We start from the raw sequence: 26,000 nt of genomic DNA, 5'->3' as shown, positions 1-26,000 counted from the left end.
CCTCCGCCCTCACCGGCCCCGTCCAGCTCAGACCGCGCCGGGCGCCGGTATCTTTCCGGTCGTCCTGACGCTGTCGACCCGGCCCACGGTGCAGACGACCTTGTCGAAGCCCGCCTCCCAGTCCTCCTCGTCCGCGATCCAGCCGTAGACGGCCCGCTCCTCACCCGGCGCCCAGATAGCCTCGAATTTGTTCCGGCACAGCTTGGTGGCGTTGTCCGAACCGTTCTTGTGACTCATTTCGCCGGGTGCCTGAACCGTGCCTATGACCTGGTCGGTGTGGGGTTTGGCGCAGTCGATCAAGGGGGCGTTGTATCCGTCGCCCTCTTCCTCGTAGATCCAGCAGTCGCCGACACTCATCTGACCGACCCAGAGGTTCTCTCCGTCATCGCGGAAACCGCCCACTTCGCCGCCTATCGCGGCATGTCGGCCGAGTACGAGACATGCCGTACCGCTGTTGGCCGCGGCGAACCCCTGCTGCGTCGGCACGACGGCGTAGGGCGCCGCGTCCGGCAGTGCGGCGGCGATCGTTCCGCTCTGCTGCCCGCAACGCCGGGTGCCCTGTGCGCGGGCTTCGGCGAAGTCGGCGGCGGTGTCGACGGCCACGACCTGGCCGTCGGGCCAGTCGTCGGCGCAGTCCACGACGCCGAGGTTCGGCACCGACTCGAACGGCGTCCCGGACCACACCGCCCGCACGCAGTCGCCCGTCTCCAGCGGCTCGGTGAGGCCCACGGCTTCGCCGTACGGATACACCGGGCCGGTCGGCGAGGGAGACGTTCGCGGCGCGCTCGCCGCGGGCGACGCCTTGGTCGCCGAGCTCTTCTCGGCCCCTCCGCCCTGGCCGGTCAGTGACACGACGGCCCAGGCCCCGCCGGCGACGACGAGCACGAGCCCCACGACGAGCGCGACGATCGCGGTGCGTTGCCCGGCGGCGCCGGCCGCGCTTCCGGGCCCACCGGAGGTGCCGGTCGGGTACGCCGGTGCGGTGGCGGCAGGCGCGCCCTGCGCGTAGGGACCCTGCGCGTACGGGCCCTGCGCGTAGGGGCCCTGCGCGTAGGGGCCCTGCGCGTAGGGGCCCTGCGCGTAGGGGCCCTGCGCGTAGGGGCCCTGCTCATACGGACCTTGCGCGTAGGGGTTTCCGGGGTCGAAAGGTGGCTGCGGGGTGTTCGGGGTCTGCGGGGCGCCCGGCGTTTGCGGGGCGCCCGGCGTTTGCGGAATGCCCGGTGTCTGCAGGGCGCCCGGCGTTTGCGGAGCACCCGGTGTCGTCTGCGGGGTGCCCGGCGCCGGCCCGAAGCCGATGGGTGGCGGGCCGAACCCCACCGGCTCCGCGCCCACGGGAGGCCCCGCGGCCGGCCCCACACCCACGGATGGCCCGGCGGCCGGCCCCGCACCCACGGAAGGCCCGGCAGCCGCCCCCGCGCCCACAGAAGGCCCGGCCCGCTGCACCACCCGCTCCAACCCCCGGGCCACCGCCTCCGGTGCCGACCTGCACACCGGGTCCTTCACCAGCAATCCGTGGAGCACCGGCGCCAGTTCGCCCGCGAGGACCGGCGGGGTCGGGTCCTCGCCGAGCAGGGCCGTGAGGGTGGCGTAGTCGCCGTGGCGGTCGAAGGGGCCGCGGCCCTCGACGGCGGCGTAGAGCGCGGCGCCGAGGGAGAACAGGTCGGCGGCCGGGGTGGGCGGCTCGCCGCGCGCCCGTTCCGGAGCGAGGTAGCCGGGGGTGCCGAGGATGCCCGCGGTGGCCGTGAGCCGCGGCTCGTGGGACTCGGGCCGGAGGGCGATGCCGTAGTCGGTGAGCAGCACGCGTGCGTGGGGGTCACCGGAAGCGTCCGGCGCCAGAAGGATGTTGGCCGGTTTCACATCCCTGTGGAGGATGCCGATCCGGTGCCCGGTGGTCAGGGCGTCGAGCACGGCGAGCCCGACGCGGGCCGCCTGAGCGGGTGTCAGCGGCCCCGAACTCCGTACCACCGCCTGGAGATCCACCGCGTCCGGCACGTGCTCCATGACGATCCACGGCAGACCCTCGTGCACCACCACGTCGTGCACCGTGGCCACATGCGGGTGCCCGCGCAGCCGCGCCGCGTGCCGGGCCTCGCTGCGGGCGCGGGCGACGCGCTGCCCGGTCTCGCTCGCGTCCATCGGCGCGTCCGGAAGTGCGATCTCCTTCATCGCGACTTCGCAGGCCAACTCCTCGTCGTACGCGAGCCACACGCGGCCCATGCCGCCCGCGCCGAGCGTCCGCACCAGCCGGTACCGCCCGTTGATGAGCCTGCCTTCGCCGTGATCCGGCGTCTCCCCCGCCATCACGCCTCCCCCCGGGACCGAGACGGCGTGCCTCCCCCGAGGACGCGTCGAGTCCGTCTCTTGAAGGTAGCTTCGCATCCACCACTGACAGGAGACCTTTTCGGGATCGATCCCGCCAGATCGGGCACTTGGGAATCAGGGGCAGCAAGCCACCTCAGGCGTGACGTGACGGGCGCGGCGCGGCAGGCATGCGCCACGGGGCCGGGTCACCGTGCCGGTTCGAGGAACCCCTGCTCCACCAGCAGCCGGATCTGGGCGGGCGTACGGTCGCGCAGCAGCACCGGGTCCTCGCCCATCAGCTGGGCGATCGCGTCCAGGATGCGGCCCGCGCTCAGCGAGCCGTCGCACACGCCCGCGAAGCCCGCGCCGACCGTGTCCACCTGGGTGGCCCGGCGCATGCCCCGGTGCTGGCGCAGCACCACGTGCTCCGGGTCCTCGGCGCCGGGCAGTCCGACCTGTTCCTGCACGACCTCGGCGACGAGCCTGAAGTGATCCTCCAGCAGGGCCGCGTCGTCCCGGGCACGCAGGTAGTCGAGCCGGGCGAAGTGCGCGCGGACGGTGTCGCCGAGCGGCTGCTCGACCGGGTGCGGCCACTCCTCCACGGTGATCGAGGGCACCGCGGCCGACGTCCTGCGCAGGGTGATCCACCCGAAGCCCACGGCCCTGACCTTGCGCGCCTCGAACTCGTCCAGCCACGCGTCGTACCGCGCCTGGTACTCGGCCGCGTCACCCCGGTGGTCACCGGCGTCCCTGAGCCACAGCTCGGCGTACTGCGTGACGTCCTGGACCTCGCGCTGCACGATCCACGCGTCGCATCCGCGCGGCACCCACGAACGCAGTCTGTCCTGCCAGTCCTCCCCCGCGACGTGCTGCCAGTTGGCGAGGAACTGCGCGAATCCGCCCTCGTTCAGCCGCGTCCCCGCTCCCTGAACGATCGACCGGCACAGATCGTCCCCGCCCATCCCGCCGTCGCGGTACGTCAGCCGGGCGCCCGGCGAGATCACGAAGGGCGGGTTGGACACGATCAGGTCGTAGGTCTCGTCGTCCTTCAGCGGCTCGAACAGCGAGCCCTCCCGCAGGTCCGCGGCGGGGGCGCCGGACAGCGCCAGCGTGAGCGCGGTGATGTGCAGTGCGCGCGGGTTGAGGTCGGTCGCCGTCACGCGCGTGGCGTGCTGGGCTGCGTGCAGGGCCTGGATGCCGGACCCGGTGCCGACGTCGAGGGCGGAGGAGACGGGCGTACGGACGGTGATGCCGGCGAGGGTCGTGGAGGCGCCGCCGACGCCGAGGACGACGCCCTCGTCCTTGCTGCCGATGCCTCCGGCACCGCCGACCGCGCAGCCCAGGTCGGACACGATGAACCAGTCCTCGCCGTCCGGCCCGCCGTAGGGCCGCACGTCCACGGTCGCGGCGATGGCGTCGGACGCGCCGCCGACCCGGACCAGCCAGCCGCTCTCCAGGCACGCGTCCACGGGCAGCACGTCCGCCACGCGCGCGTGCGCGACGGGCTGCTGCAGCAGGAAGAGCCGTACGAGCGCCTCCAGCGGCGTGTCTCCGCGGGTCGCCCGGAGCGCGGGCACGGTCTCGCTGCGGGCGAGCGCCGCGTACGCGGGCGCACCGAGCAGTTCGAGCAGCCCGTCGGCGGTGAAGGAGGCCCCGAGCAGGGCCTCCCGCAGCCGTGCGGCGACATCGGGGCGGTCGGAAGCGGGCAGGGAGGGCAGCGTGGAGTCACTCACGCCCTCATTGTGACCCGCGCCCGCCCCTGGAGTCGGCTCGGGCGCCGGCGGTCGTGGTCGGGCTCAGCCACCGGTCGCGCCGACGGCCGCGCTCGGCTCATATCACCGGTTGCGCCGACAGCCACGCTCGCCTCATATCACCGGTTGCGCCGACAGCCACGCTCGGCGCGGCCGCCCGTCGCTCCGGCACGCCCTCGTTCGGCTCAGCTGCCGGTGGCCCCGGACGCCTCGGCGGCCTGCTTGCAGCCCTCCTGCGAGGTCAGCGCCTTCTTGGTGTCGCCGGACTCCAGCTTCTTCAGTGCCGTGACGGCGCTCTGGCGCTGGGTCTCCACCTGCTTCATCTCGGCGGACACGTCCTTGAGGCCGGAGGCGAACTTCCCCTGGTCCTTCGTGTCCAGCTTGTCGACGCGCTCCTTGAGGTCGGCGTAGGCCGCGGCGAGGGACGTGAGCTTCTTGACGACGTCCTGCTGGACCTTCGCGCCGTTCTCCACGCCGGGGGGCGCCCCGGCGCCGTTGATGAGGCTCGCGCGCGCCTTGTAGCCCTCGGCGAGGTCCTGGAAGGCCTTGGAGTCGGCCTCCTGGAGCTCCTTGGGCGTGCTGGTGGTGTCCTTGGCCGCCTTGGTTATCGCGACGTAGGCCGCCGAGATCTTGGCGTTCTGCGCCGGCACCGCGTCGCAGACCTTCTTGGCCCAGGCGTCGAGTTCCTTGTTGCCCTCGTCGCTTGTGCATCCCGTCAGCGCCAGTACGAGTACCGCACCGCCGGACAGTGCGGCCGCGAGCTTCTTGTTCACCGGTTTGGTCCCTTCCATGGCTATCGGCCACGGGACCCTACACGCCGGATCGGGGAGGACACCTTGCCGCATGTGCCATCCATGCGCTTTTCGTACTGTTTGCACCATGTGAGAGAAGGGTCACGGCAAGGGCGTGAACAGCAAGAGGCGGGCGGGCGGCACGTCAATGCGCGCCGCCCGCCCGCCTCTTGAGCTGGGCCGTCGTAGGACCGCCTACGAGACCACCGCGGGATCGGCGGGCTTTGCCACCCTCTCGGCGTTGTCTTCGTCACCCACGGCGATGCCTCGCCGCTTGGAGACATAGACCGCGCCGACGATCACGAGGGCCGAGACGACGGCGATCAGGACCCGCACGCCGACGTTCTTGTCCTCGCCGTAGCTGAACTGGATGACCGCGGGCGCGATGAGCAGTGCGACCAGGTTCATCACCTTCAGCAGCGGGTTGATCGCGGGACCGGCGGTGTCCTTGAAGGGGTCGCCGACCGTGTCGCCGATCACCGTCGCGGCGTGGGCCTCGCTGCCCTTGCCGCCGTGGTGGCCGTCCTCGACGAGCTTCTTGGCGTTGTCCCACGCGCCTCCGGAGTTGGCGAGGAACACCGCCATGAGGGTGCCCGAACCGATCGCGCCCGCGAGGAAGGCGCCCAGGGCACCGACGCCGAGCGTGAACCCGATGAAGATGGGCGCCATCACGGCGAGCAGTCCCGGCGTGGTGAGCTCGCGCAGGGCGTCCCGGGTGCAGATGTCGACGACCTTGCCGTACTCGGGCTTCTCCGAGTAGTCCATGATCCCGGGCCGTTCACGGAACTGCCGCCGCACCTCGTACACCACGGCACCCGCCGACCGCGACACGGCGTTGATGGCGAGTCCCGAGAAGAGGAACACGACCGCCGCGCCGGCGATGAGGCCGACGAGGTTATTGGGCTGCGAGATGTCCATGATCAGGTTCATGGGCGCGCCCTCGCCGCTGAGCTTCTCGCCCACGTCCCGTGCGCCGGTGGTGATGGCGTCGCGGTACGACCCGAAGAGCGCCGCCGCCGCCAGGACGGCGGTGGCGATGGCGATGCCCTTGGTGATGGCCTTGGTCGTGTTGCCGACCGCGTCCAGGTTGGTGAGCACCTGGGCGCCGGCCCCCTCGACGTCGCCGGACATCTCGGCGATGCCCTGCGCGTTGTCGGAGACCGGACCGAAGGTGTCCATGGCGACGATCACGCCCACCGTGGTGAGCAGACCGGTGCCGGCCAGCGCCACCGCGAACAGCGCCAGCATGATCGAGGTGCCGCCGAGCAGGAACGCGCCGTATACGCCGAGGCCGATCAGCAGGGCGGTGTAGACGGCCGACTCGAGACCGATCGAGATGCCGGCGAGGACGACGGTGGCGGGCCCCGTGAGCGAGGTCTTGCCGATGTCCTGCACCGGGCGGCGGTTGGTCTCGGTGAAGTAGCCGGTCAGCTGCTGGATGACAGCGGCCAGCAGGATGCCGATCGCCACGGCGACGAGCGCGAGGATCCGCGGGTCGCCGTCCTTGGCCGCGATGGCGGCGTCGCCGATGCCGTCGAGGTCGGCGTACGACGACGGCAGGTAGGCGAACACGGCGATCGCGACCAGCACGATCGAGATCACCGCGGAGATGAAGAATCCGCGGTTGATCGCGGTCATGCCGCTGCGGTCGCTGCGCCGGGGCGCCACCGCGAAGATGCCGATCATCGCGGTGATCACACCGATCGCGGGCACGATCAGCGGGAAGGCGAGTCCGGAGTCACCGAACGCCGCCGATCCGAGGATCAGTGCGGCGACCAGAGTCACCGCGTACGACTCGAAGAGGTCGGCCGCCATGCCCGCGCAGTCGCCGACGTTGTCGCCCACGTTGTCGGCGATGGTCGCGGCATTGCGCGGGTCGTCCTCCGGAATGCCCTGTTCGACCTTTCCGACCAGGTCGGCGCCGACGTCGGCGGCCTTGGTGAAGATGCCGCCGCCGACACGCATGAACATCGCGATCAGCGCGGCACCGAGGCCGAATCCTTCGAGCACCTTCGGCGCGTCGGCCGCGTACACCAGCACCACACAGGAGGCGCCGAGCAGACCGAGCCCCACTGTGAACATGCCGACGACGCCGCCCGTGCGGAAAGCGATCTTCATGGCTTTGTGCGAGACGGCGGTGAGATCCTTTTCGGGTTCACCTTCCGCCGGGGTCGCTTCCCGGGCCGCCGCGGCGACACGCACATTGCTGCGCACGGCGAGCCACATGCCGATATAGCCGGTGGCTGCCGAGAACGCGGCGCCGATCAAGAAGAACACCGATCGGCCGATGCGCTGATTCCAGTCGTCCGCGGGCAGCAACATGAGCAGGAAGAACACGACGACGGCGAATACGCCGAGCGTGCGCAGCTGCCGGGCCAGATAGGCGTTGGCGCCTTCCTGGACCGCTGCCGCGATCTTCTTCATGCTGTCGGTGCCCTCGCCCGCCGCGAGCACCTGGCGCACCAGGACTCCGGCGACCACGAGCGCTGCCAGTGCGACGACACCGATGATCGTGATGATGATCCGGTTGTCGTCGGTCAGCACTGCGGCTGCGAAGGTTGTGGGGTGGTCCAGCTGATGAGGGGTAGAAAGCCCCGCCATTCGTCCTCCTTGACGCTTGGGCTGAGCTCAAGATGTGGACGGATTCTAGGTACCGGAACCTGATCAAAACAGATGGCGGTAAACGGAATTGGCCTTCACATGCCGTTCAGCAAATGATCGACATCAAGCCACTGAACCCGAAAGCGCTAATGCCCCAAAACCATTGACGCCGACATTGACGCTTGATCAAATTATCGGGAGCTTGATCAATTATCGGAAGATCGATCGTGAATTCATTCACGAATTCCCCGGCGCCGGGGGCAAAAACACGAAGGGCCCTGCTCAGCAGGGCCCTTCGTGATGAGACGGATGAGTGAGGCTGTTCCCTCAGGGGAGCACCGCGGCCGGCGGTGTGGTCGGCCAGGTCATACGGATCAGGCCACCATGCTCCCCTGCGGAGACTTCGACGTCGTCGACGAGACCACTGATGACCGCGAGGCCCATCTCGTCCTCCTCGGCCTCCACCTCACCGTCGTCGCCGGCGGCGCCGGACGCCCGCTCGCCGGGAACGGAACGCGGCGCCTCGTCGCCGACCTCGATGGAGAACTGCTTCTCCTCCTCGATCAGCGACACCTTCACCGGCGCCGTGATGCCGACCATCTGGTGCAGTCCGACGGCCCGGGTGCAGGCCTCGCCGACGGCGAGTCTGACCTCGTCCAGGACGGCCTCGTCCACTCCGGCCCTGCGCGCCACCGCTGCCGCCACCAGTCGGGCGGTCCTGACGTGCTCGGGCAGCGCGCTGAAGCGGAGTTCAACGGTGGCCATGCATCCCCCTCGCAACTTCGGGCGTGCTGTCGGGGGGACCGGGCCGCCGAAAGCCCAGTCCCCCGTCTCTTTCAACTTCTGCCGCCCCGGGCACGCTCAGGCGCGCCCCCGGGTCCGGTTGTCAGTCGGTTGCCGCTACCGCTTCCTCGACCGAGGTGTGGATCGGGAACACCTTGGTGAGGCCGGTGATGCGGAAGATCTTCAGAATGCGCTCCTGGTTGCACACCAGTCGCAGAGAGCCCTCATGGGCACGAACCCGCTTCAAGCCGCCGACCAGAACGCCGAGCCCGGTGGAGTCGAGGAAGTCCACGCCCTCCATGTCAACGACGAGGTGGAAACTCCCGTCGTTCACCAGCTCGACCAACTGTTCGCGCAACTTGGGCGCGGTATATACGTCGATTTCGCCACCGACCTCGACGACCGTACGATCGCCGACGGTACGGGTCGACAGGGACAGGTCCACGGATCCTCCAGCACCTTGCTATCGAGCGGTCGTCCCTCGGGACACCTCGGCTTGCAGTCCCAGGACGGTTCGCCAGCCGCGATGGCATTCAATCACTTACCGGCAGGCGTGCACGACGCCTTGGTCCCATTGTCCGTCACGCCAGTGACACACTCGGTCCCGATGGCCAAGAATCACCGATCCGATCGATCCCCGACGGGCCCCGTTTCCCGGGTGGACCCGGGCGCGGTGCTGGGCCGACTCGCCTCGGGGCCGAGTCGGGCTTCGCGCATCACTCATACGGAGCATGTGCCCCCGAGGGAGGGCCGCCATGCCGTCTGGCCCGACCGGATCCGCGCGGAGATCATCGCCGCGGTGCAGACAGCCGGAATCCAGCATCCATGGGCCCACCAGGCACGCGCCGCCGAGCACGCCCTGGACGGGGACTCGGTGGTCGTCGCCACGGGCACGGCCTCCGGCAAGTCCCTGGCCTACCTCGTGCCCGTCCTGTCGACGCTCCTGGACGGTTCCGAAGCCCCGAACGGCCGCGGCGCGACCGCCCTCTACCTGGCCCCGACCAAGGCTCTTGCGGCGGACCAGTGCCGTTCGGTGAAGGAACTTTCACATCCGCTGGGCAATTCCGTCCGACCCGCCGTGTACGACGGCGATACTCCGTTCGAGGAACGCGAGTGGGTCCGCCAGTACGGCAACTACGTCCTGACCAACCCCGACATGCTGCACCGCGGCATACTCCCGTCCCACCCCCGCTGGTCCTCCTTCCTGAAGGCGCTGAAGTACGTCGTCATCGACGAGTGCCACACCTACCGCGGCGTCTTCGGCTCCCATGTCGCCCAGGTGCTGCGCCGACTGCGCCGCCTGTGCGCCCGCTACGGCGCCTCCCCCGTCTTCCTGCTGGCCTCCGCGACGGCCGCCGAGCCCGCCGTCGCCGCTCGCCGCCTGACCGGCCTCCCGGTCGTGGAGGTCGCCGACGACGCCTCCCCGCGCGGCGAACTGGTCTTCGCCCTCTGGGAGCCCCCGCTCACCGAGATGCAGGGCGAGAAGGGCGCACCCGTCCGGCGTACGGCCACCGCCGAGACGGCGGACCTCCTGACCGACCTCGCGGTGCAGGGCATCCGCTCGGTCGCCTTCGTCCGCTCCCGGCGCGGCGCCGAGCTGATCTCGGTCATCGCCCAGGAACGCCTGGCCGAGGTCGACCGCTCCCTCGCCCGGCGTGTCGCGGCGTACCGCGGCGGCTACCTCCCCGAGGAACGCCGCGCCCTGGAACAGGCCCTGCACGCCGGCGAACTCCTCGGCCTGTCGGCCACCACCGCCCTGGAACTCGGCATCGACGTCTCCGGCCTCGACGCCGTACTGATCGCCGGCTACCCGGGCACACGCGCCTCCCTGTGGCAGCAGGCCGGCCGGGCCGGCCGCTCGGGGCAGGGGGCCCTCGCGGTCCTCGTCGCGCGCGACGATCCGCTGGACACCTACCTCGTCCACCATCCCGAGGCCCTGTTCGACCGTCCGGTGGAGTCGACGGTCCTCGACCCCGACAACCCGTACGTCCTCGCGCCGCATCTGTGCGCCGCGGCCGCGGAGATCCCGCTGACCGACGAGGACCTGGAGCTGTTCGGCCCCGAGACCGAGGGGCTGCTGCCGCAACTGGAGGCCGCGAAGCTGCTGCGCCGCCGCACCAAGGCCTGGCACTGGACGCGCCGGGAGCGGGCCGCCGACCTCACCGACATCCGCGGCGAGGGCGGCCGTCCGGTCCAGGTGGTCGAGGCCGGGACGGGCCGGCTGCTCGGCACGGTCGACGCGGGCGCCGCGCACGGCACCGTCCACGAGGGCGCGGTCCACCTGCACCAGGGCCGTACGTACCTGGTGCGCTCCCTCGACCTGGAGGACTCCGTCGCCCTGGTCGAGGAGGCCGCCCCGCCCTACTCGACGGTCGCCCGCGACACGACGGCGATCTCCGTCCTGGAGACGGACGTCGAGATCCCCTGGGGCGACGGCCGCCTCTGCTACGGCTCCGTCGAGGTCACCAACCAGGTGGTCTCCTTCCTGCGGCGCCGGCTGATCACCGGCGAAGTACTGGGCGAGACGAAGCTCGACCTCCCTCCCCGTACGCTGCGCACCCGCGCGGTGTGGTGGACGGTCACCGAGGACCAGTTGGACGAGGCCCGGATCAACCCGGAGATCCTCGGCGGCGCCCTGCACGCCGCCGAGCACGCCTCGATCGGCCTGCTGCCCCTCTTCGCGACCTGCGACCGCTGGGACATCGGCGGCGTCTCGATCCCGCTCCACCCCGACACGCTGCTCCCCACGGTCTTCGTCTACGACGGCCACCCCGGCGGCGCGGGGTTCGCCGAGCGCGCCTTCCACACGGCCCGCTCCTGGCTCACCGCCACCCGCCAGGCCATCGCCTCCTGCGAGTGCGACGCCGGCTGCCCGTCCTGCATCCAGTCCCCCAAGTGCGGCAACGGCAACGATCCGCTGCACAAGCGGGGGGCCGTGCGGTTGCTGACGGTTCTGTTGCGGGGGGCGCCGGAGGAGTCGGGCGGGGGCCCGGGCGAGGGGTCCGGTGCGGCCCGGGACGAGGGGGCCGGGTCGGCGTCGGATGGGGCGACTGCGGCCGCGCAGTCGGTCACGGAACCGGTCTCGCCCGGTGCGTCGCCGCAGGGTCCGGTGGCGGATGCGCCGCCGGCGGTGGAAGCTGCGTCGGCTCAGCAGGCCCCGCCCGCGCCCTGACCTCGGCCGCGAAGGGGCCTTTGCCCGAAGCCGCGGTCACGTCCGAGACCTCGCCGACCAGTACGCATCGCACGAGCCGTACGCCTTGCGCGTCGGCGACCCGTTCAGCGCGTGCACAGGCCGCCGTGCCGCCCTTCGCCCAGTGGTCGGCCGCTGCGAGCGCCGCGAGATCGGCGCCGCCTGCCGCACGGTGCCGGGTCACGACGGCGTGTCCCAGGGCGAGTACGACGCCGAAGACGACGCAGAGCACGGTGATGGCACCGAGGCTCCAGACCGTGGCGGAGCCTCGGTCGCAGCGCGGGTCGGGGGTAACCGTCCGGGCAGCGCGCCGAAGGCGGGCTGCGGCGCGTGTGGTGCAGCGGCCGGCCACAGACCTGCGATGGCCTGTCTCGGAATCCCCTCTCATGTCCCCGACCCCACCGTCTCCTCTGCCGCGGCCACGGCCTCCTCCCGTACCTCGAAGGGGAGCCCCGTCAGCACGGGTGGCTTGGCCACGACGACCACGCGGACCTCCTCGCCCTCCCGGCCGACCGTGACCGTCGCGCCGCGGGGTGCCGCCTCACGGGCCACCTCGATGACCGCGTCCGTGGGGTCCTGCCGGGCCGCCGCCCGGGCGCCGGTCCGGGCCGCGTCCACGCACTGGATCTGCGCCGCCATCATGAGCAGACCCCAAACCAGCGCCATCGCGAACATGACCAGAACCGGTAGGACGACAGCCGACTCAGCGGTGACGAAACCCCGGTCCGATCCCGCGACCGACTTCCGTGCCCGCCTCTCCCTCTCCTCCTCACATCCGCGCATCGAGCGCCCGCTTCACGATGGCCTGCAACTCCTCGCTGACCTCCCCGCTCGTCACGACCTTGTAGAGCACCACCGCGAACGCCACCGCCGCGACGATTCCCATCGCGTACTCGGACGTGACCATCCCGGCGTCACCCCGTGCCGCCCGCACCCTGCACACCAGCGCACGCATTCGCGCCCGTACCGCCTTGTACATCTCAACCCCCGTAAGGTTCAGTCCCGTTGAAACGAGCCGTTGAATTTCCGTGGCCCGACGCCCGCAAGCGCCCGCAGCCCATCCCGCCTGTCGCGCAACCCCAGGCCGTCGGCCCGTGGCCGTAGCCGCACTCACCCCGTCAACCGGCACCTCCTCCCAACACCCCGCCCGCAAGCCCGATCACCACTGGCGCCACGCCCACGACGATGAAGGCAGGCAGGAAGCACAGGCCCACCGGCGCGCTGACCATGACGGCCGCCCGCCTGGCCCGTTCCGTCGCGTTCCGCGTCCACTCGGCTCGGGCCTCCGCAGCCAGGCGCGCGACCGGTCCGGCCGCCGGAAGCCCCGTCACATCGGCCCGTTCCAGCAGGCGTGCCAGCGCTCCTGCTCCAGGCAGCGCGGCCAACCGCTGCCACGCCTCGCCCGGTTCACCGCCGAGCCGTACCTCCGCCGCACCTCGTGCCAGCCCGTCCCCGACAGGACCGCCGAGTGCCTCGCCCACGGCCTGAGCCGCGACCACGGGACCGGCGCCCGCCGAGATGCAGGCCGCGAGGAGATCGGCGGCGAGTGGAAGCCGACGTGCCACCTCACCGGCGTCGATCTCCCGCACGGCACCGGCAGCGGCTCTCTGCCGACGCCGCCACAGCCACATGGCACCCGCGGCGCCCAGTCCCACCGCCAGACCTGCGACGCCGCCGACCAGCGCCCAACCGGCACCCCCGACCGCTGCCAGCGGCAGCCATTGCCGCGCGCCCTGTCGGACGTCGTACCGTCTGCGAGACGGCATCGCCTCGGCCGGCGTCATCAACCACCCCAGCCGTCGCCGAGCCTTCCGCTCGCGCCGGACGTCGGCCGACCACCGCACCAGCCAACCGGCTGCCAGCCCCGCCCCCAGCACCATCCCCAGCCTGTGGACAACCTCCGCGTTCACCTCGCCACCTCCCGTTCACGGCGATCATCAATTCGGCCTCTCACGCGATTGCGCACGCTGTCTCCCAACCGACTCCGTAGGTGCCGCATCGACTCCGTAGGTGCCGCGCAAGCGACCCCTGGCCAGCTCGACCTCTCACTCGGCGCCTCACCCCGCCTCCGCTCCCCGCACGATCCGCGTCGCCCACCACATCCCCAGCCCCTCCAGCAATCCGCCGACCACCAGGCACCCGAACCCCGCCCCGGTGTGCAGCAGCACATGCAGCGGGTCGGCTCCCATGGCGGCGCCGAGCAGCATCCCCAGGACCGGCAATCCGGCGAGCATCAGCACCGTCGACCTGGCGCCGGCCAACTGGGCGCGAAGATCGGCGCGTTGGTCCCGCTCCGCCCGTAGCGCCGCTTCCAGCCGGTCGAGCCCGGCCGCGAGCCCAGCACCCTGGTCCACGGCGACCCGCCAGCACGCCGCCAGGCCCAACAAGCCCTCGGCACCCGGCTGCCGCGCCGCGGAGGCGAGCGCGCCCGGCACGTCCCCGCCGAACTTCGCAGCCGCCAACACCGCGGACTGCGCCTCACCGAGCCCGCCGGACTCCCACGCCGCCCGCAGCAGCGCCTCGCCCGGTTGCCGGCCGGCCCGCACCTCCCCGGCGAGCGTCGCGCACAGCGCGATCACCGCCGCCACGCGACGCTCCCGCGCCCCGCGCGCCTCCCGGGCGAGCCGCACCCGCCTCAGCAACGGCACCCCGGCCGCCCCCGCGACGACCGGCAGCACCGACGACCCCAGCAGCGCCAGCGCCAGCCCGACGGCAGCCGCCGACCACTCGGCGCGAATCCGCCCTCGCAGCTCCCCTGCCAGCCGCCGCCAGTCAGGTGGTCCGGCACCCACCGCCCCACCACCGGCCAGCAACAACTGGGCCCGTCGCGCCCCGGAGTTCGGCCCGCCCAGCAGCCAGACCGCCACACCGAGGCACAGCACAGCCGCGCCCTGCGACATCTCACCCACCCCAATCACCCCATCCCTCGCGCTCACCGGGCCTGGCCCTCCATCGCCCTCGCGCTCACCGGGCCTGGCCCTCCATCGCCCTCACCCTCGACAGGGCGACGGCCTCACATCACCCGCACACTGGACGGACCGACGGCCCCACAACGCCCCCACACCCAGCGGACCCGACGGCCCCACAAGGCCTCACGCTCAACACACCCAGCGGCCCCACTTCGCTCGCACACTCCATGGACCGACGGCCCCACAACGCCTCACGCTCAACACACCCAGCGGCCCCACAACGCCCTCCCGCCCAGCGGACCCGACGGCCTACACCGACCGCCCGCTCGACGGCCCCGTCCCTACACCGCCCTCACCCCGAAGCAACCCCCGCAGCCGCTCCCACCCCCGCTCGTACGCGAACGCCTCCGTGCCCCACCGCAGCGCCGGCACCGTCCGCACCAACCCCGACCGGTCCCGCTCCAGCACATGCACCTCGGCGATCCGCCGGCGCCCGGCCTGGTCGCGTACGAGGTGGAGTACGACGGACACAGCGGCCGCCAACTGGCTGTGCAGCGCTGCCCGGTCGAGCCCTGCCGCCGTGCCGAGCGCCTCCAGCCGGGCCGGTACATCGGCCGCCGCGTTGGCGTGGACGGTGCCGCAGCCGCCTTCATGGCCAGTGTTCAGCGCGCCCAGCAGATGGCTCAACCTCCGCTACGCACCTACACTTTCGGGATGGATTCGAAGCCGAAGCGGGCCGGTATCTACTGCCGGTTGTCGTACGCCCCTGACGGGTCGCTGGAGAAGGTGGAGCGGCAGGAGGCGGACTGCCGGGAGCTGGCGGGCCGGCTGGGCTGGCAGGTGTCCGACGCGCACGTCTTCCCGGACAACTCGCGGTCGGCGTGGCAGCGGAACCGCAAGCGGCCTCAGTGGGACGCGATGCTGAAGGCGGTCGAGGCCGGGGAGATTGACGGCATCATCGTGTATCACGGCGACCGGCTGATCCGGCAGCCGTTCGACCTCGAGAAGCTGATCGGCATCGCTGAGAGCAAGGGCCTGCGGATCGCCTCGCCGTCGGGGACGCGTGACCTTGACTCGCCCGATGACCGGTTCATCCTGCGGATCGAGGCCGCCCAGGCGTGCCGGGAGTCGGACAACATCTCGCGCCGTGTCCGACGTGGCGTCAAGGCGCGTGTCGCCAAGGGCCTTCCCGGTACCGCCGGGGGCAAGAGGCCGTACGGGTGGGGTATCCAGACGGGTACGCGGGAGAAGGCCGACCGCACGAGCGGGGAGACGGTCACCGTGCCGGTCTTCGACACCACCCAGCCGGTGTCCGAGGAGATCCGGTTCATCCGGGGCGGCGTCGAGCGCATGTTGGCCGGGATGGGGCAGAGCGCGGTGGTGCGCTGGCTGAACGCCGAGGGGGCCCGGACCACCGAGGGCAACCCATGGACGGCGAAGTCGTGGCGCAACGTGATGCTGAACCCCCGCACAGCCGGGCTGATCGAGCGCCAGGGCCAGCCGTACCCGGCGGCGTGGGACGGCGCGATCTCCGTGGAGGCCTGGGAGGCCGTGAAGGCCCTGTACCAGGAGAGCGCCAAGGAGCACCCCTACCAGGGGCGTGAGCGCAAGCATCTGCTGACCGGAATCGCCGAGTGCTACCGATGCCACAAGGCCCAGCCCAAGAAGGACGCCGGCCGCCCGGAAGAGTGCGCCGGGGCCGGGTGCGCCGGCCCGCACCACGCCGTCCGGTCCAAGCCCTCGGGCGGCCGCAACCGCAAGCACACGCGCCTGTACTACTGCCCCGTCTGCCGCGGCGTGGGACGGAACCTGGCTCTCCTGGACGCCTACGTCGAGGGCAAGGTGTTGCGGCTGCTGTCCAGTGAGCGGTTCATCGCGGAGCTGCGCCGCGCCGTCGAGGACGAGGCCGGCTCGGACCTGCAGACGCAGATCACGGCGCTGGAACAGCGCCGCGACAAGACCCGCCGGGAGCTTGAGGACCTGGCCGAGCATCCGGATGTGGACGTCACCCTGGCCATGCTGTCCATCGCCTCGTTCGACCGGAAGATCGGCCAACTGCGAGGGCAGATGGCCGTATCGGTGAAGCTGCGGCGCCTGACGCGCATGACGGGCATGAGCCGCGAGGAGTGGTCGGCGCAGCCGGTCGACGTGCGCGCCACGGTGGTGGAGGACCTGTATCGGGTCGTCATCCTGCCGACCTCGTGGCGGGGTCCTGGGTTCGACCCGTCCAGTGTTCGGCTGGAGCGGCATCCGCTGTAGCGGACGGCTCCGGGAGCCGCGCCTGGCGCGGTTTCGCGCCGCGGATGAGCCGGAAGGAAGAACGATTCTCCTCCACAGTTTCAGCGTCCTGATGCTCTGCCCGCACGGCTGCGGTGGCGCGGTCCAGTACGTCGAGCAACCGGCCTCGGTGCTCGGGCTCGGGCTCGCGGCGCGCCGCGGAGAGAGCGGTCTCTATCACATCAAGGCGGTCCTCTAGGTGACTCAGGTGCTTCACGGCATCCCCCACGGAAGCGCTTACTCAAAGTTATTTAACGGTCACCGATTGTGCCACTGGCACGTGCAACGGTCTACCGATATGGCCCGAAAAGATCGGGACCACTCCTCACGAGGACCACGCCGGCAGGAAGGCGACCTCTTCCACACGCGCGGCGGAGGGCCTCGCTCCGCGTCAACAAAAAGCGGAATTTACTCCGCTGACTCACGCTTGGCCACACTTGAGCGTTTGTCGGGTGCCCCGTGACCTGCCCGATGACGACGACTGGATCCGTGCGCGCCAGCAAGGAATTGGGCTGAGGCTCCAAGCCGAGCGACGTCGGCAGCGCCTCACCCAGGAAGACGTGTACCTCGCGGCCGGCGTCGACCGGCGCACCCTTCAAGCCATCGAGACAGGGCAGGGCAACCCGACCATCGCGACTCTGCTGAAGATCGCGTACGTGCTCGACGTCTCCCTGACAGACCTGATCCTGTGAGCGGCCGCCCCCGACGGGGGGCAGGGGCGGCCGCGCTCCTGCCGCTACCGGCGCGCGAGCCGGTGACGGGGGCCTGTCAGATCCAGCCGGTCTTGGTGTACGTGTGCCAGTGGTGGCCCTTGTGCCCTGGCGGCTCGGTGCAGTGAAGGCGCCAACCCGCATGCTCGGCCCAGCAGTAGCCTGCCGCTCGGCCCGCTGACCGCTCGGCCCTCACGGTGCCGCTCCCTGCCTCCGCCCGGGTCCGTGGGCTCATGCGTTCAGCCCTCGGCTCTGACGTGCCGCCTTCGCGCATGCGGCGTGGACGTGGCCCGGCTTGGCCGTGCTGCCCGCCCGGACGATCCGGTCGTACGGGATCCGGATCTCGTCGGCCTCGAGCTCCTTGTCGCAGAGCAGGCACATGTGGATGCCGGTGAGGGCGTCGAGGTGGTCGCACAGGGCGATCACGGACATGGCGAGCCTCTTCACCCGCTCGTACTCGCCCTGGAGGCCTGAGCGCTCCGGCAGCCCCAGCCGACGGCGAGCCTCGTCGACTCCGGCCAGCGCCACCTTCCCCTGGACGTCGTCCGTGGGGCGTTGCGCGGCGTGGTTCTGGATCTGCGGGATGAGCTCCCCGAGGGCCTCGCGGAGGTCCTTGTCGAAGGCCTTGATCGTGGGGTGTCTGGGCAGCGTCTGCTGTGCGGTGAACCAACTCGCGTGCGCACGCGCCGAGCCGGTACTCACAGGCGCTTCAGCGCCGTCCTGCAGGGCGCTCACCGGGGCGCCCCATCCCCGGCGGGCGAACCCTCGCCGTGGCCCTCCTCGATGAGGCCTTCGCGCGTAGCGGCGTACACGCGGCGGCCCGCCTGGTGGAGCGGATCGCTCGGAGTGGGTTCTCTCGACTCGGGCGGGCCTGCTGCGGCGTGGCGCTCGTGCTCCCGCCAGTCGCCTACTGCGGCGTCAGCGATCACGGCGCGCCTGGCTCGGTCCTGCGGTGTGCGGGGTTGTGGCATGTTCGGCTCCATGCACAGACGGTGTGGTTACCGTCACATGGTGCTCTCGTGGCAAGGCCGGAACTATCAGCGCTTACTGATAGCTCCGGCCAAAGGGTGACCGAACGTCAGGCACTCAGCCAGGAGCCGTAGTTGATGAAGTCGTCCGGCATCCGTCGCTTCGCCGACTCCAGCCCGGCGAACGTCTCCCGCACCGTGGGGTGGTAGCGGGTCTGCTGCGGTGCCAGCTTGCGCGCCTCGAGCAAGTTCCTGAACGCGGCGTCCGTACGGCCCGTCCACATCTGCGCCCGCGCCACTTCGGCGTAGTGGTGGGCCATGCGAGACGGCGGCCAGTCCCCGGGCAGCGTCATGGACTTTGCCTTGTCCACGGCCTCCGCGTACATGTCCAGCTCGGCCAGCACGCTGACCCGGTGCACGCCGACATTCGTCGGCCCGAAGGACAGCCAGTGCACCTTCTCCGCCGGCCCTGTACGGTCGGCGATCCTGCCGGCCTCGGACAGGTGCTCCTCCGCCGTGTCGCCGTCCTTGTCGCGGCCTGCGAGCACCGCGGCGCCGAGGTGCAGCTGGCCCGTCACGACGTCGCGTTCGCGGCCGCCGTCTGCCTGCTCGAGCGTGGACATCCCGAGCGCGATGAGGCGCTTGCCGGTGCGGTAGTCGCTGGCGCGCAGGTAGGCCAGCGCGCGCAGGTACTGCCGCATGCCACCGAGGATCGGGTCCGAGGCGCGCTGCGCGGCCCACTCCAGCCGGTCCAGAGCGATCGCCGAGAGGTCTATGAAGCCCAGCTTCGTGGTGACGTCGTACGCCGTCCGGTAGCTGCTGGCGAGCGTCTGCCACGCCTCGGTCGTGCCGAGGGTGTGCGCAACCGTGGTCGCCTCGCAGATGAGATCCGGCAACTCGGCGGCGGCCTGCTTGATATTCGTCGCGCGCACCAGGACGCACAGCTCTTCAGCCTTCTCTGCGAGCTCGGCCAGGGCCCGCGGCGTGATGTCCGCGTCGGCGCCCAGGTCGTACACGTTCAGGGCCTCGCGGACGGGCTGGATAAGCCCGTCCAGTTGGTCCTGGTGGAGCTCGTCCAGGTAGGGCTGGCCGTTCAGTTCAGTGACGGGAACGGACAGGGCCCGGGCAAGGGCTCCGAGCACGGAAGGGCTGGCCGGCATGGCGCCCTGCTCAACCTTGGTCAACGTGCTGTACGAGACAGCACTCTTATCGGACAGCTCGCGTTGAGTCAGCCGGCGCCGCTTACGCGCCGACTTAATCCGTGCGCCGGTGTGCTCTTCGATGCGCTGTGGCATGCTGAACTCCGTTCTGCTCGACAACAGAACGGTACCCCCGGTCGGCTCCGGGGAGTGCGGCGATCGGCCCCCGCCTGATGCGGGGGCCGTCGTGCTGTGGCCGTCCTGAACACGACGGAAAGCCCCCTGCACGGCCCGTGGTGGGCCGTGCAGGGGGCTTCGTGGTTCAGCCGTTGAGGAGGAACTGCAGGAGGTACCCGCCGCCCATGCAGACCATGCCGACGGCGCCGGTCGCGGCCCAGATGCGCCGCTCCACACCGGTCACTCGGGTCTCAACGGTGTCGACGCGGTTGGTCTCGGTGCGCTGCCGCTCGGACTGGCCGTGCTCGAGCGCACGGATCCGTACCTCGTGGTCGCTGACGTCCTGGCGGATGTCCTTGGCCTCGTCGAGGAACCGGTCGACCTTCGCCTCAAGACGGCCCACGGCTCTGACTAGGTTCTGCACCTCCTGGTACGTCTGCGCCGGGCTGATGTAGACACCCGAGTCGGGCGTCGTCATCTCCCTGGCCCCTCGAGCTTGTGGCCGAGGCGGCGTACGAACTCGTCCATGTCCTCGTTCATGGCGGCCTTGTCCAGCTTGAGCCGTACCGGGGCCGTGATCGGCTCGGCATACTGCGGCGGCCGCGCCCACCCGAGGAGGACACCGGCGGCGAGTTGCAGGGGCTGCCAGGCGAGCCGCTCGGCGAGGGCCTCGAGGCCGCGGAACGCGAGGTAGTAGACGCCGGCGAGGCCGAGGGTGACGACCGTGAGAGCGGCCTCACTGTCCACGGGAATCCCGAGGCGGCCAGTGAGGGACAGGACTCCACCAGCCACCAGCGGGATGCCCGTCCGCATGTAGGAGACGAACAGGTCCTTCGGCATCAGGCCACCACCTTGAATCCGTGTACGATTTCGCCATGTCCAAAGTTGTTGACATGACGGGTCAGACCTTTGGCACGCTTCGCGTGACCGGCCGAGGATCGAGCTCCAAAGGCGGCATAGCGCGATGGATATGCCGCTGTGTGTGCGGCAATGAAAAGGCCATAGCTGGACCGAGCCTCAGACGCGGGCTCACGACCTCTTGTGGCTGTCTCAACCGGAAGAAGTCCGGGCAGAGGAACTACGTTCACGGCATGGCCCACACGCCGGAATACGTGTCCTGGAATGGCGCGAAGGGCCGTTGCACCAACCCGAACAACAAGAAGTACGCCGACTACGGGGGTCGCGGAATCACTATGTGCGACCGCTGGCTGAACGACTTCGCTGCCTTCTACGAGGACATGGGCCCTCGGCCCGGGCCTGGTTACTCCCTTGGCCGCATTGACAACGACGGCCCATATTCGCCGGGAAACTGCCGTTGGGAGACCGCTGAGCAGCAGCGAACGAACCGCCGGGATGTGTTTGCTCCTCCGGCGCAGGCTTGCCGACACGGGCACGAGTTCACGCCCGAAAACACTCGGACCGCATCCGACGGCCGTCGCCATTGCCGCGCCTGCGCCAGGGCCTCCTATCACCGGAACAAGAATCGCGCTAAGGCGTGACATCGAAACCACACCTGAGGCCAAGCCTCCGGAGGCTGTCGCGGCCCGGGATGCCGTCCGCATCCGCGCCGCGGTAGTTGCCGCCGGCCGCCGAGCGCTGCCACTTCGCGTACGCCGTCACGCTGGCGCTGCCGAAGTGCCCGTCGCTGTACTTCTTGGCGAGGTAGCCGAGGTCGACCAGGGCCGCCTCGACGGTCCCGGTACCCGTATAGGTGACCGGGGTCCCCGGGCGTGCGGGGTCGGTCTGCGCGGCGCGGCGCAGCCTGGACAGGCTCACCGCCGGCGTCGACGGCGCCGGCGTCGCGGCGGGCGCCTTCTTCGCCAGACGGGCGGCGATCCTGGCGCGCATGATGCGCCAGTCCAGCCCGGGCCCCCTCGGGTCGATCTTTCCGGGCTGCCAGTCCATGTGACGGATCACCGACTCGGCACCCCAGCCGTGGTGGCGGCAGATCGCCGCGGCGACCTGCTCGATGGCGAGCAGCTGCTCGGGCGGCCACGGGTCCTCGCCGTCGCCGAGGTTCTCGCACTCGAAGCCGTAGAAGTGCCGGTTGCCGTCGGTGTTGGCCTCGTCGTCGGCGGGCAGGGCTCGTTCGGCGATGACCGCGCGCATGACGTCGTCGTCGCCGAGGCCGGCATGGTTGGCGCGGCCGTAGCCGACCAGGTGCACCCGGCCGTCCTTGGTGATGACGCCGTGGCACAGCGGCCCGGGCAGAGCTCTGTAGCCGTCACGGCAGATCCTCACCGTGGCCTCGCTGCCCTTGGTGACGGTGTGGTGCAGCATCACGCCGTGCACGGGCCCCCAGGCGCCCTTGTGGTTGCGGTTGTGGTGGGCCCAGTCGCCGACCTCGACGACTCTCGCGCCCTCTTCCCGCAGCCGCTGCAAGAACGTGGCTGCGGATGGTGGTGTGGCCATGGGTGCCTCCAGACATGACGAAGGCCCCGGGCCGGGGTGGCGCGGGGCGTGGCGGGCCGGGTGTGGGTCAGTTGGCGAGCTCGTACGCGAAGGTGCCCCGGATGCTGTAGCCGGAGGCCCACGTTGTGCCCGAACCCCCGTTGGACCAGGGGGAGAGGGCGTCGACGAGGCCTTTGCCGCCTCCGTTGGCGCCGTCGGCAGTGGTGTCCAGGCCGTCCGGGGCGCCGGTGTCGATCTCAAGCTCGAAGTCGGTGGTGGTCGTCATCCGCATCCGGCAGACGTGCCGCTTCGCGGTGGATTTGTTGATCTCCGCGAACCCGATTTCCTGATGGGCGATGGAGGCGGCAAGGGGTAGCGAGAACCGCCAGTTGTCGCCGGTGGTGGGGCTGGCCCCGAAGTTGGTCGTGCTACCGAAGACGACATCGAACTTGCCCCAGCACGTGGTAGCCGCGACGGCGTAGCGGCAGGTGAGGACCGCGTTGCCCAGCGAGGGTGTTGCCGACCCCGTCGATGTGGTCCACACGGGGGTCCAGTCCTGCCATGTCGGGGAGATCGACGCGATCCGCTCCTCAGTGAGGATCATGCCGGGCTGCCAGACCTCGAACGGCATAGGGTTCTCGCCTCCTTACAGGGCCACGGGGGCCGGGTTCGCGGCCCGTACTTCGGCGCCGGCCGCATGGGCTTTGACGACGCCGTTGATCGACCGGGTCACGGTCATGAGCTGCGGCGTGACGACGTGGAAGTCGTCGTAGCGCTCTTGCGGGTTGACGTTGGTGCTGCCGGCGAACGCGCTGCCGGTCAGGCCGACCTGGCCGGAGGCAATAGGGCTGGTGCTGATCGTTTCGTCCTTGTGCCAGGTGCCCGGCTCAAGCTGTCCATCGGGCCATACCCGCAGCATGATCCGCTGGCCGGTGATGCGGGCCCGTAGCCAGAACCACTGTCCGGCGCTGTAGCTGTAGGGCAGCGACGGGGTGGAGCCGACAGTGGTGAAGTCCCGCGTGATCGACGCGAACATGCTGCCGCCCGTCGAGAAGTGGACGCGGGCCCGGTAGAAGTTCGACGTGTCCGTGTAGCGCAGGAGGATCCCGGGGACCATGCTGGCGCCGGTGGCGACCTGGTCCACGCTCATCCTGCACAGGACTTCGCAGTCGGCGATCGATGCGATGATCCGCTGGAAACGCACCGTGTCCGGATTCGCGGCCAGGGTGATAACTCCCGCCGACCCGTTCACCGACCGGTCCGAATCCGGGCCGCTGTTGTGGATCCAGGTGAAACCACTGTCCGAGGTGCCCCACTGGTTCGACTCGGACCGGGTGAAGGTGTCCCACGCGGCCGGCACGCACGCGGTCACGCGGGCGGTCTCTCCGCCGAAGCGGATGTCGTAGGGGACCTCGGCCGGGTAGCTGGGCGCGGGCCCTGCCGAGGTGATCCACGGCGCCGGTGGCCGGTCGTCGCTGCGCGCGGGGGTATGCACGAGGATCTGGATGTCGTCGTCATCAGTGGCCAGCGCGAGGGTGGAGCCGCCCGGGTTGGCGTCGAGGCGGCCGAGCTGGCTGTCGCCGACCGCGCCGACCCGGTAGGGCTGGCCGGGCAGGCAGTGGAAGGTGATGCGCCAGGTGTCTTCCCCCATCTCCTCGCTGTAGCCCTGGATGATCAGGTCGACGTCGTCCGGGCCGTATTCGTCGGGCAGGCCGGTGAGGCGGATGAGGTCGCCGACATCGGCGGCGAGGACGTCGTCGATGATCTCCTGAATGCGCGGGTTGGCGAGATCGAGGGTGATCTTGGGGTAGCGCATGCCGTCGAAGGTGCCCAGGTGCAGCAGCCAGTTGGCCATCGGCCCGGTCTGCGCATCCGTTTGAAGGTTGAGGGTGTGCTGGACGTCGTAGCCGGTCCCGACGCCATCAGGCGGGTCCTGGATGGACAGGGCGCCGGTTTCCAGGACGGCGCGTGACTCGCTGCCGTCCGTGCGCTGCACGGTGACGTCGTTCTCGGTGAGTTTGTCGTCGTCCGTCGCCGTGAAGTCGGAGATCACTCCCTCGGTGAACTCCAGTGTCATGCGGGGGGACTGGTTGTACAGGGTGGTGCGGGGCCGGTAGGCCAGGCCGATGGCGCCGCGCTGTTCGGTGAGGAAGCCGCGGTCGACGTCGGCGGCGTCCTGCAGGAGCTTCAGGACGGTGTCGACGCGCTGGGGGCCCATCTGCTGGGCCGCGGCCGCCTCGTCGCTGAGCGTGAACGGGATGGACTCTTCCTGGCACAGGCGGACCATGCGGGCGCTGACGGTTTCGCTGTCGAAGCCGCGGTCGGCCTGGTTGAAGGGCGTGTCGGTCTGGTTGTCGAACACCGCGAGGTGGCCGAAGCGCAGGCCTTCGAGGTTCTCGAAGGTGGAGCGCACCTGGGTGACGTATCCGGCGCTGCCGGCGATGGTCTCGGTGTGGCTGAAGCCGGTGCCTCCGATGATGATCCAGCGCACGGAGTAGTCGACGTTCCCGCCGTCGGGTACGGCTCTGATCTGCAGCCGGTTCCAGGCCCCGTTGAACTGCGGCGACGTGGTGAAGCCGTTGAACAGTTCATTGTCGTCGACGTCGAAGCCCTGGATCCGGACCAGGTTGGTGGCGACGCGCACGCGGACGCGGCGGGCGGTGCCGTTGGCGCGTACTTCGAACAGCGTGCTTTCCGTGCCGGGCATCGCCTCCAGGAAATACACCAGTTCGATCTGCCACTCGCCCGCGGCCGCCGGCACGACCGCGGCGGTGAACGATGCGGGGTCGCCGACGGCCGGCAGGGGCGAGGAGCCGGGGAGGGTGTCGTCGGCGGCGAAGTCGAATCCGGTCGGTGTGAACGCGGCCACGCCCTCGATGGGGCTGGAGACGCTGGTGGCGCTGCGGCCTTCCTCCAGCGGCCAGTACGCGACCGGGCTGAAGGAGGGGATGCGGCGCCGCAGCGTCGACTGCAGCGGTTTGCTGCCCTGGCTCAGGCGTCTGAGGATGCCCGCCGGCGCCAGCTGTGTGGAGATGTCCTGGCCGCTGAGGTCGCGGGATTGCGGCCATGCGGGGATCTCCCCGGCGAACCGCCGGTGCCGGTTGGAGATCTCCGCCCCGTCCTCGACGGTCCACAGGCGGCCCGCGCTGTCCGTGAATGACGTCGTTCCGGCGTCCTGGACGGTGAAGTCGGGGCTGGCGACGAGGGTGCCGCCGATCCCGTCGTAGACCTCAAGGCCGTAGAAGCGGCCCTGGGGGATGTCCAGGACCATGCCGGCGACGTCGCCGACGTCGAGGGGCGCGTCGCTGTTGTAGATGGATGTGACGCCGGCGCCGGTGACCTGGTCGCCGAGCTGGGTCCACGGCCCGTCGATGGTGTCCGCGGTGTAGAAGGTGAGTGTCCAGCCGCTGGCGCCGTTGTCGACGTCGAGGGTGACCCGCAGCGCGATCCGGTCACCCGGTGCTGCGGGCAGGGCCACCGTGGACTGCACGGCCGTGCCGGAGGCCGCGGTGCCGTCGGTGAACCACACCAGCTCCACAACCCTGCTGGCGCCGAGCTGGACCAGGCGCCAGGAGCGCTCGTCGGTGCTGAACTCCTGCTTCGCGGCCAGCTCGAGGAAGTTCTCCTGTCCCCAGTTGTCCAGCCGCGCGTCGATGCGGATGTCGATGTCGCCGAGGATGTCCAGCGCCGCGGCGTCGGGGGTGGTGGCGCGGCCGGCGCCGGGCACGTACAGGCCGACGGTGCCCGCGTCCACGCCGAGGCGGAAGCGGGTGTTACGGCCGATCTTCCCGAACAGGGAGCTGTTGGGGTTGCGCGGTGACTTGCTCCGGTCGCGGTTGTCGAGGGTCACACCGCAGCGGCCGGGCTGGGTGGTGGATCCTTCCGAGGACGCGCCGCGCGCGACGGTGACCGTGGTCGCGGTGCGGGCGGAGACCGCCTGCCAGGCGTTGTCGACGAGGATCTCGGCTGTCAGCGGCGGGGGGAGACTGACCACGTGCCCGCCCTCCCTTCA

General features: G+C 70.6%; 22 protein-coding genes and 1 pseudogene. 4 read left to right on the top strand and 19 right to left on the bottom strand.

From position 1 onward, the window contains the following. Nucleotides 1–27: 27 nt before the first annotated feature. The 6 genes from AC3ETA_RS17605 to bldG form a co-directional block, all read right to left on the bottom strand. The gene (locus AC3ETA_RS17605) at nucleotides 28–2,301 is read right to left on the bottom strand and encodes a serine/threonine-protein kinase (protein WP_432193835.1); all 2,274 of its coding nucleotides are present in this window, start codon (nucleotides 2,299–2,301) and stop codon (nucleotides 28–30) included. A gap of 206 nt (nucleotides 2,302–2,507) precedes the next feature. Then, entirely contained in the window at nucleotides 2,508–4,034 is a 1,527-nt protein-coding gene (locus tag AC3ETA_RS17600; protein WP_432193834.1) for a DUF7059 domain-containing protein, read from the bottom strand. A gap of 203 nt (nucleotides 4,035–4,237) precedes the next feature. Next, the gene (locus AC3ETA_RS17595; RefSeq protein WP_432193833.1) at nucleotides 4,238–4,843 is read right to left on the bottom strand and encodes a small secreted protein; all 606 of its coding nucleotides are present in this window, start codon (nucleotides 4,841–4,843) and stop codon (nucleotides 4,238–4,240) included. Between the two features lie 195 nt (nucleotides 4,844–5,038). Then, nucleotides 5,039–7,444, bottom strand: a complete 2,406-nt coding sequence (locus tag AC3ETA_RS17590) for a sodium-translocating pyrophosphatase (protein WP_432193832.1) — start codon at nucleotides 7,442–7,444, stop codon at nucleotides 5,039–5,041. Nucleotides 7,445–7,771: 327 nt separating this feature from the next. Continuing rightward, nucleotides 7,772–8,209 carry an ATP-binding protein gene (locus tag AC3ETA_RS17585; protein ID WP_432193831.1) on the bottom strand — a complete coding sequence of 146 codons (438 nt, stop codon included), beginning with the start codon at nucleotides 8,207–8,209 and terminating at the stop codon, nucleotides 7,772–7,774. Nucleotides 8,210–8,330: 121 nt separating this feature from the next. After that, a complete protein-coding gene (gene bldG / locus AC3ETA_RS17580) occupies nucleotides 8,331–8,672 on the bottom strand; it encodes an anti-sigma factor antagonist BldG (RefSeq protein WP_003975386.1) in 342 nt (113 codons plus the stop codon). A gap of 81 nt (nucleotides 8,673–8,753) precedes the next feature. Here bldG and AC3ETA_RS17575 point away from each other — a divergent pair, with 81 nt between their 5' ends. Continuing rightward, complete coding sequence (locus tag AC3ETA_RS17575; protein WP_432193830.1) at nucleotides 8,754–11,399, top strand: DEAD/DEAH box helicase; 2,646 nt, start codon at nucleotides 8,754–8,756, stop codon at nucleotides 11,397–11,399. Here the strand turns inward: AC3ETA_RS17575 and AC3ETA_RS17570 are convergent. From AC3ETA_RS17570 to AC3ETA_RS17545, 6 genes and pseudogenes are all read right to left on the bottom strand, one after another. Then, the gene (locus AC3ETA_RS17570; protein WP_432193829.1) at nucleotides 11,296–11,805 is read right to left on the bottom strand and encodes an Rv3654c family TadE-like protein; all 510 of its coding nucleotides are present in this window, start codon (nucleotides 11,803–11,805) and stop codon (nucleotides 11,296–11,298) included. The genes AC3ETA_RS17575 and AC3ETA_RS17570 overlap by 104 nt on opposite strands. Continuing rightward, nucleotides 11,802–12,200: a TadE family type IV pilus minor pilin gene (locus AC3ETA_RS17565; protein ID WP_432193828.1), complete on the bottom strand. Its 399-nt coding sequence runs from the start codon at nucleotides 12,198–12,200 to the stop codon at nucleotides 11,802–11,804. The genes AC3ETA_RS17570 and AC3ETA_RS17565 overlap by 4 nt, the downstream gene beginning before the upstream one ends. Beyond that, entirely contained in the window at nucleotides 12,187–12,396 is a 210-nt protein-coding gene (locus AC3ETA_RS17560) for a DUF4244 domain-containing protein (protein WP_030956524.1), read from the bottom strand. The genes AC3ETA_RS17565 and AC3ETA_RS17560 overlap by 14 nt, the downstream gene beginning before the upstream one ends. A gap of 139 nt (nucleotides 12,397–12,535) precedes the next feature. Then, nucleotides 12,536–13,327: a type II secretion system F family protein gene (locus tag AC3ETA_RS17555; RefSeq protein WP_432193827.1), complete on the bottom strand. Its 792-nt coding sequence runs from the start codon at nucleotides 13,325–13,327 to the stop codon at nucleotides 12,536–12,538. A gap of 147 nt (nucleotides 13,328–13,474) precedes the next feature. Beyond that, a complete protein-coding gene (locus tag AC3ETA_RS17550) occupies nucleotides 13,475–14,317 on the bottom strand; it encodes a type II secretion system F family protein (protein ID WP_432193904.1) in 843 nt (280 codons plus the stop codon). Between the two features lie 318 nt (nucleotides 14,318–14,635). Next, nucleotides 14,636–15,007 (bottom strand): annotated as a pseudogene (locus AC3ETA_RS17545) (ATPase, T2SS/T4P/T4SS family); the annotation flags it as partial. Nucleotides 15,008–15,040: 33 nt separating this feature from the next. Here AC3ETA_RS17545 and AC3ETA_RS17540 point away from each other — a divergent pair. The 3 genes from AC3ETA_RS17540 to AC3ETA_RS17530 all read left to right on the top strand — a co-directional run bounded on the left by AC3ETA_RS17540 (nucleotide 15,041) and on the right by AC3ETA_RS17530 (nucleotide 17,295). Further along, on the top strand, nucleotides 15,041–16,585 hold the full coding sequence (locus tag AC3ETA_RS17540) for a recombinase family protein (RefSeq protein ID WP_432193826.1): 1,545 nt from the start codon (nucleotides 15,041–15,043) through the stop codon (nucleotides 16,583–16,585). Nucleotides 16,586–16,676: 91 nt separating this feature from the next. Further along, the gene (locus AC3ETA_RS17535; RefSeq protein ID WP_432193825.1) at nucleotides 16,677–16,802 is read left to right on the top strand and encodes a hypothetical protein; all 126 of its coding nucleotides are present in this window, start codon (nucleotides 16,677–16,679) and stop codon (nucleotides 16,800–16,802) included. A gap of 253 nt (nucleotides 16,803–17,055) precedes the next feature. Then, nucleotides 17,056–17,295 (top strand): helix-turn-helix domain-containing protein, encoded by a 240-nt coding sequence (locus AC3ETA_RS17530; protein ID WP_432193824.1) that lies wholly within the window; start codon nucleotides 17,056–17,058, stop codon nucleotides 17,293–17,295. A 249-nt stretch (nucleotides 17,296–17,544) separates the two neighbouring features. Here AC3ETA_RS17530 and AC3ETA_RS17525 read toward each other — a convergent pair whose 3' ends face one another. From AC3ETA_RS17525 to AC3ETA_RS17495, 7 genes are all read right to left on the bottom strand, one after another. Next, complete coding sequence (locus tag AC3ETA_RS17525; RefSeq protein WP_432193823.1) at nucleotides 17,545–18,048, bottom strand: DUF6415 family natural product biosynthesis protein; 504 nt, start codon at nucleotides 18,046–18,048, stop codon at nucleotides 17,545–17,547. 343 nt (nucleotides 18,049–18,391) lie between these two features. Next, nucleotides 18,392–19,576, bottom strand: a complete 1,185-nt coding sequence (locus AC3ETA_RS17520) for a helix-turn-helix domain-containing protein (RefSeq protein WP_432193822.1) — start codon at nucleotides 19,574–19,576, stop codon at nucleotides 18,392–18,394. A 166-nt stretch (nucleotides 19,577–19,742) separates the two neighbouring features. Next, on the bottom strand, nucleotides 19,743–20,075 hold the full coding sequence (locus tag AC3ETA_RS17515; protein ID WP_432193821.1) for a hypothetical protein: 333 nt from the start codon (nucleotides 20,073–20,075) through the stop codon (nucleotides 19,743–19,745). After that, on the bottom strand, nucleotides 20,072–20,437 hold the full coding sequence (locus AC3ETA_RS17510; RefSeq protein WP_432193820.1) for a hypothetical protein: 366 nt from the start codon (nucleotides 20,435–20,437) through the stop codon (nucleotides 20,072–20,074). Before AC3ETA_RS17510 ends, AC3ETA_RS17515 begins: the two co-directional genes overlap by 4 nt. Before the next feature lie 648 nt (nucleotides 20,438–21,085). Further along, nucleotides 21,086–22,009, bottom strand: a complete 924-nt coding sequence (locus tag AC3ETA_RS17505; RefSeq protein WP_432193819.1) for an N-acetylmuramoyl-L-alanine amidase — start codon at nucleotides 22,007–22,009, stop codon at nucleotides 21,086–21,088. A gap of 67 nt (nucleotides 22,010–22,076) precedes the next feature. After that, nucleotides 22,077–22,619: a hypothetical protein gene (locus AC3ETA_RS17500; protein ID WP_432193818.1), complete on the bottom strand. Its 543-nt coding sequence runs from the start codon at nucleotides 22,617–22,619 to the stop codon at nucleotides 22,077–22,079. A 15-nt stretch (nucleotides 22,620–22,634) separates the two neighbouring features. Continuing rightward, complete coding sequence (locus tag AC3ETA_RS17495) at nucleotides 22,635–25,982, bottom strand: hypothetical protein (RefSeq protein WP_432193817.1); 3,348 nt, start codon at nucleotides 25,980–25,982, stop codon at nucleotides 22,635–22,637. Between the last annotated feature and the right edge of the window lie 18 nt (nucleotides 25,983–26,000).

The organism is Streptomyces sp. bgisy027, assembly GCF_057710365.1.
Note: the sequence above shows the minus strand (reverse complement) of the source record. Positions and strands in the feature narration are given on the sequence as shown.

Bases quoted from the DNA above. Each gene is read 5' to 3' on its own strand.
- AC3ETA_RS17520 (WP_432193822.1), bottom strand. From the start codon at position 19,576: ATGCCACAGCGCATCGAAGAGCACACCGGCGCACGGATTAAGTCGGCG.
- AC3ETA_RS17560 (WP_030956524.1), bottom strand. From the start codon at position 12,396: ATGTACAAGGCGGTACGGGCGCGAATGCGTGCGCTGGTGTGCAGGGTG.
- AC3ETA_RS17590 (WP_432193832.1), bottom strand. From the start codon at position 7,444: ATGGCGGGGCTTTCTACCCCTCATCAGCTGGACCACCCCACAACCTTC.
- AC3ETA_RS17505 (WP_432193819.1), bottom strand. From the start codon at position 22,009: ATGGCCACACCACCATCCGCAGCCACGTTCTTGCAGCGGCTGCGGGAA.
- AC3ETA_RS17540 (WP_432193826.1), top strand. From the start codon at position 15,041: ATGGATTCGAAGCCGAAGCGGGCCGGTATCTACTGCCGGTTGTCGTAC.
- AC3ETA_RS17575 (WP_432193830.1), top strand. From the start codon at position 8,754: ATGGCATTCAATCACTTACCGGCAGGCGTGCACGACGCCTTGGTCCCA.
- AC3ETA_RS17595 (WP_432193833.1), bottom strand. From the start codon at position 4,843: ATGGAAGGGACCAAACCGGTGAACAAGAAGCTCGCGGCCGCACTGTCC.
- AC3ETA_RS17510 (WP_432193820.1), bottom strand. From the start codon at position 20,437: ATGCCGAAGGACCTGTTCGTCTCCTACATGCGGACGGGCATCCCGCTG.
- AC3ETA_RS17570 (WP_432193829.1), bottom strand. From the start codon at position 11,805: ATGAGAGGGGATTCCGAGACAGGCCATCGCAGGTCTGTGGCCGGCCGC.
- AC3ETA_RS17500 (WP_432193818.1), bottom strand. From the start codon at position 22,619: ATGCCGTTCGAGGTCTGGCAGCCCGGCATGATCCTCACTGAGGAGCGG.
- AC3ETA_RS17535 (WP_432193825.1), top strand. From the start codon at position 16,677: ATGCTCTGCCCGCACGGCTGCGGTGGCGCGGTCCAGTACGTCGAGCAA.
- AC3ETA_RS17605 (WP_432193835.1), bottom strand. From the start codon at position 2,301: ATGGCGGGGGAGACGCCGGATCACGGCGAAGGCAGGCTCATCAACGGG.
- AC3ETA_RS17550 (WP_432193904.1), bottom strand. From the start codon at position 14,317: ATGTCGCAGGGCGCGGCTGTGCTGTGCCTCGGTGTGGCGGTCTGGCTG.
- AC3ETA_RS17585 (WP_432193831.1), bottom strand. From the start codon at position 8,209: ATGGCCACCGTTGAACTCCGCTTCAGCGCGCTGCCCGAGCACGTCAGG.
- AC3ETA_RS17515 (WP_432193821.1), bottom strand. From the start codon at position 20,075: ATGACGACGCCCGACTCGGGTGTCTACATCAGCCCGGCGCAGACGTAC.
- AC3ETA_RS17565 (WP_432193828.1), bottom strand. From the start codon at position 12,200: ATGCGCGGATGTGAGGAGGAGAGGGAGAGGCGGGCACGGAAGTCGGTC.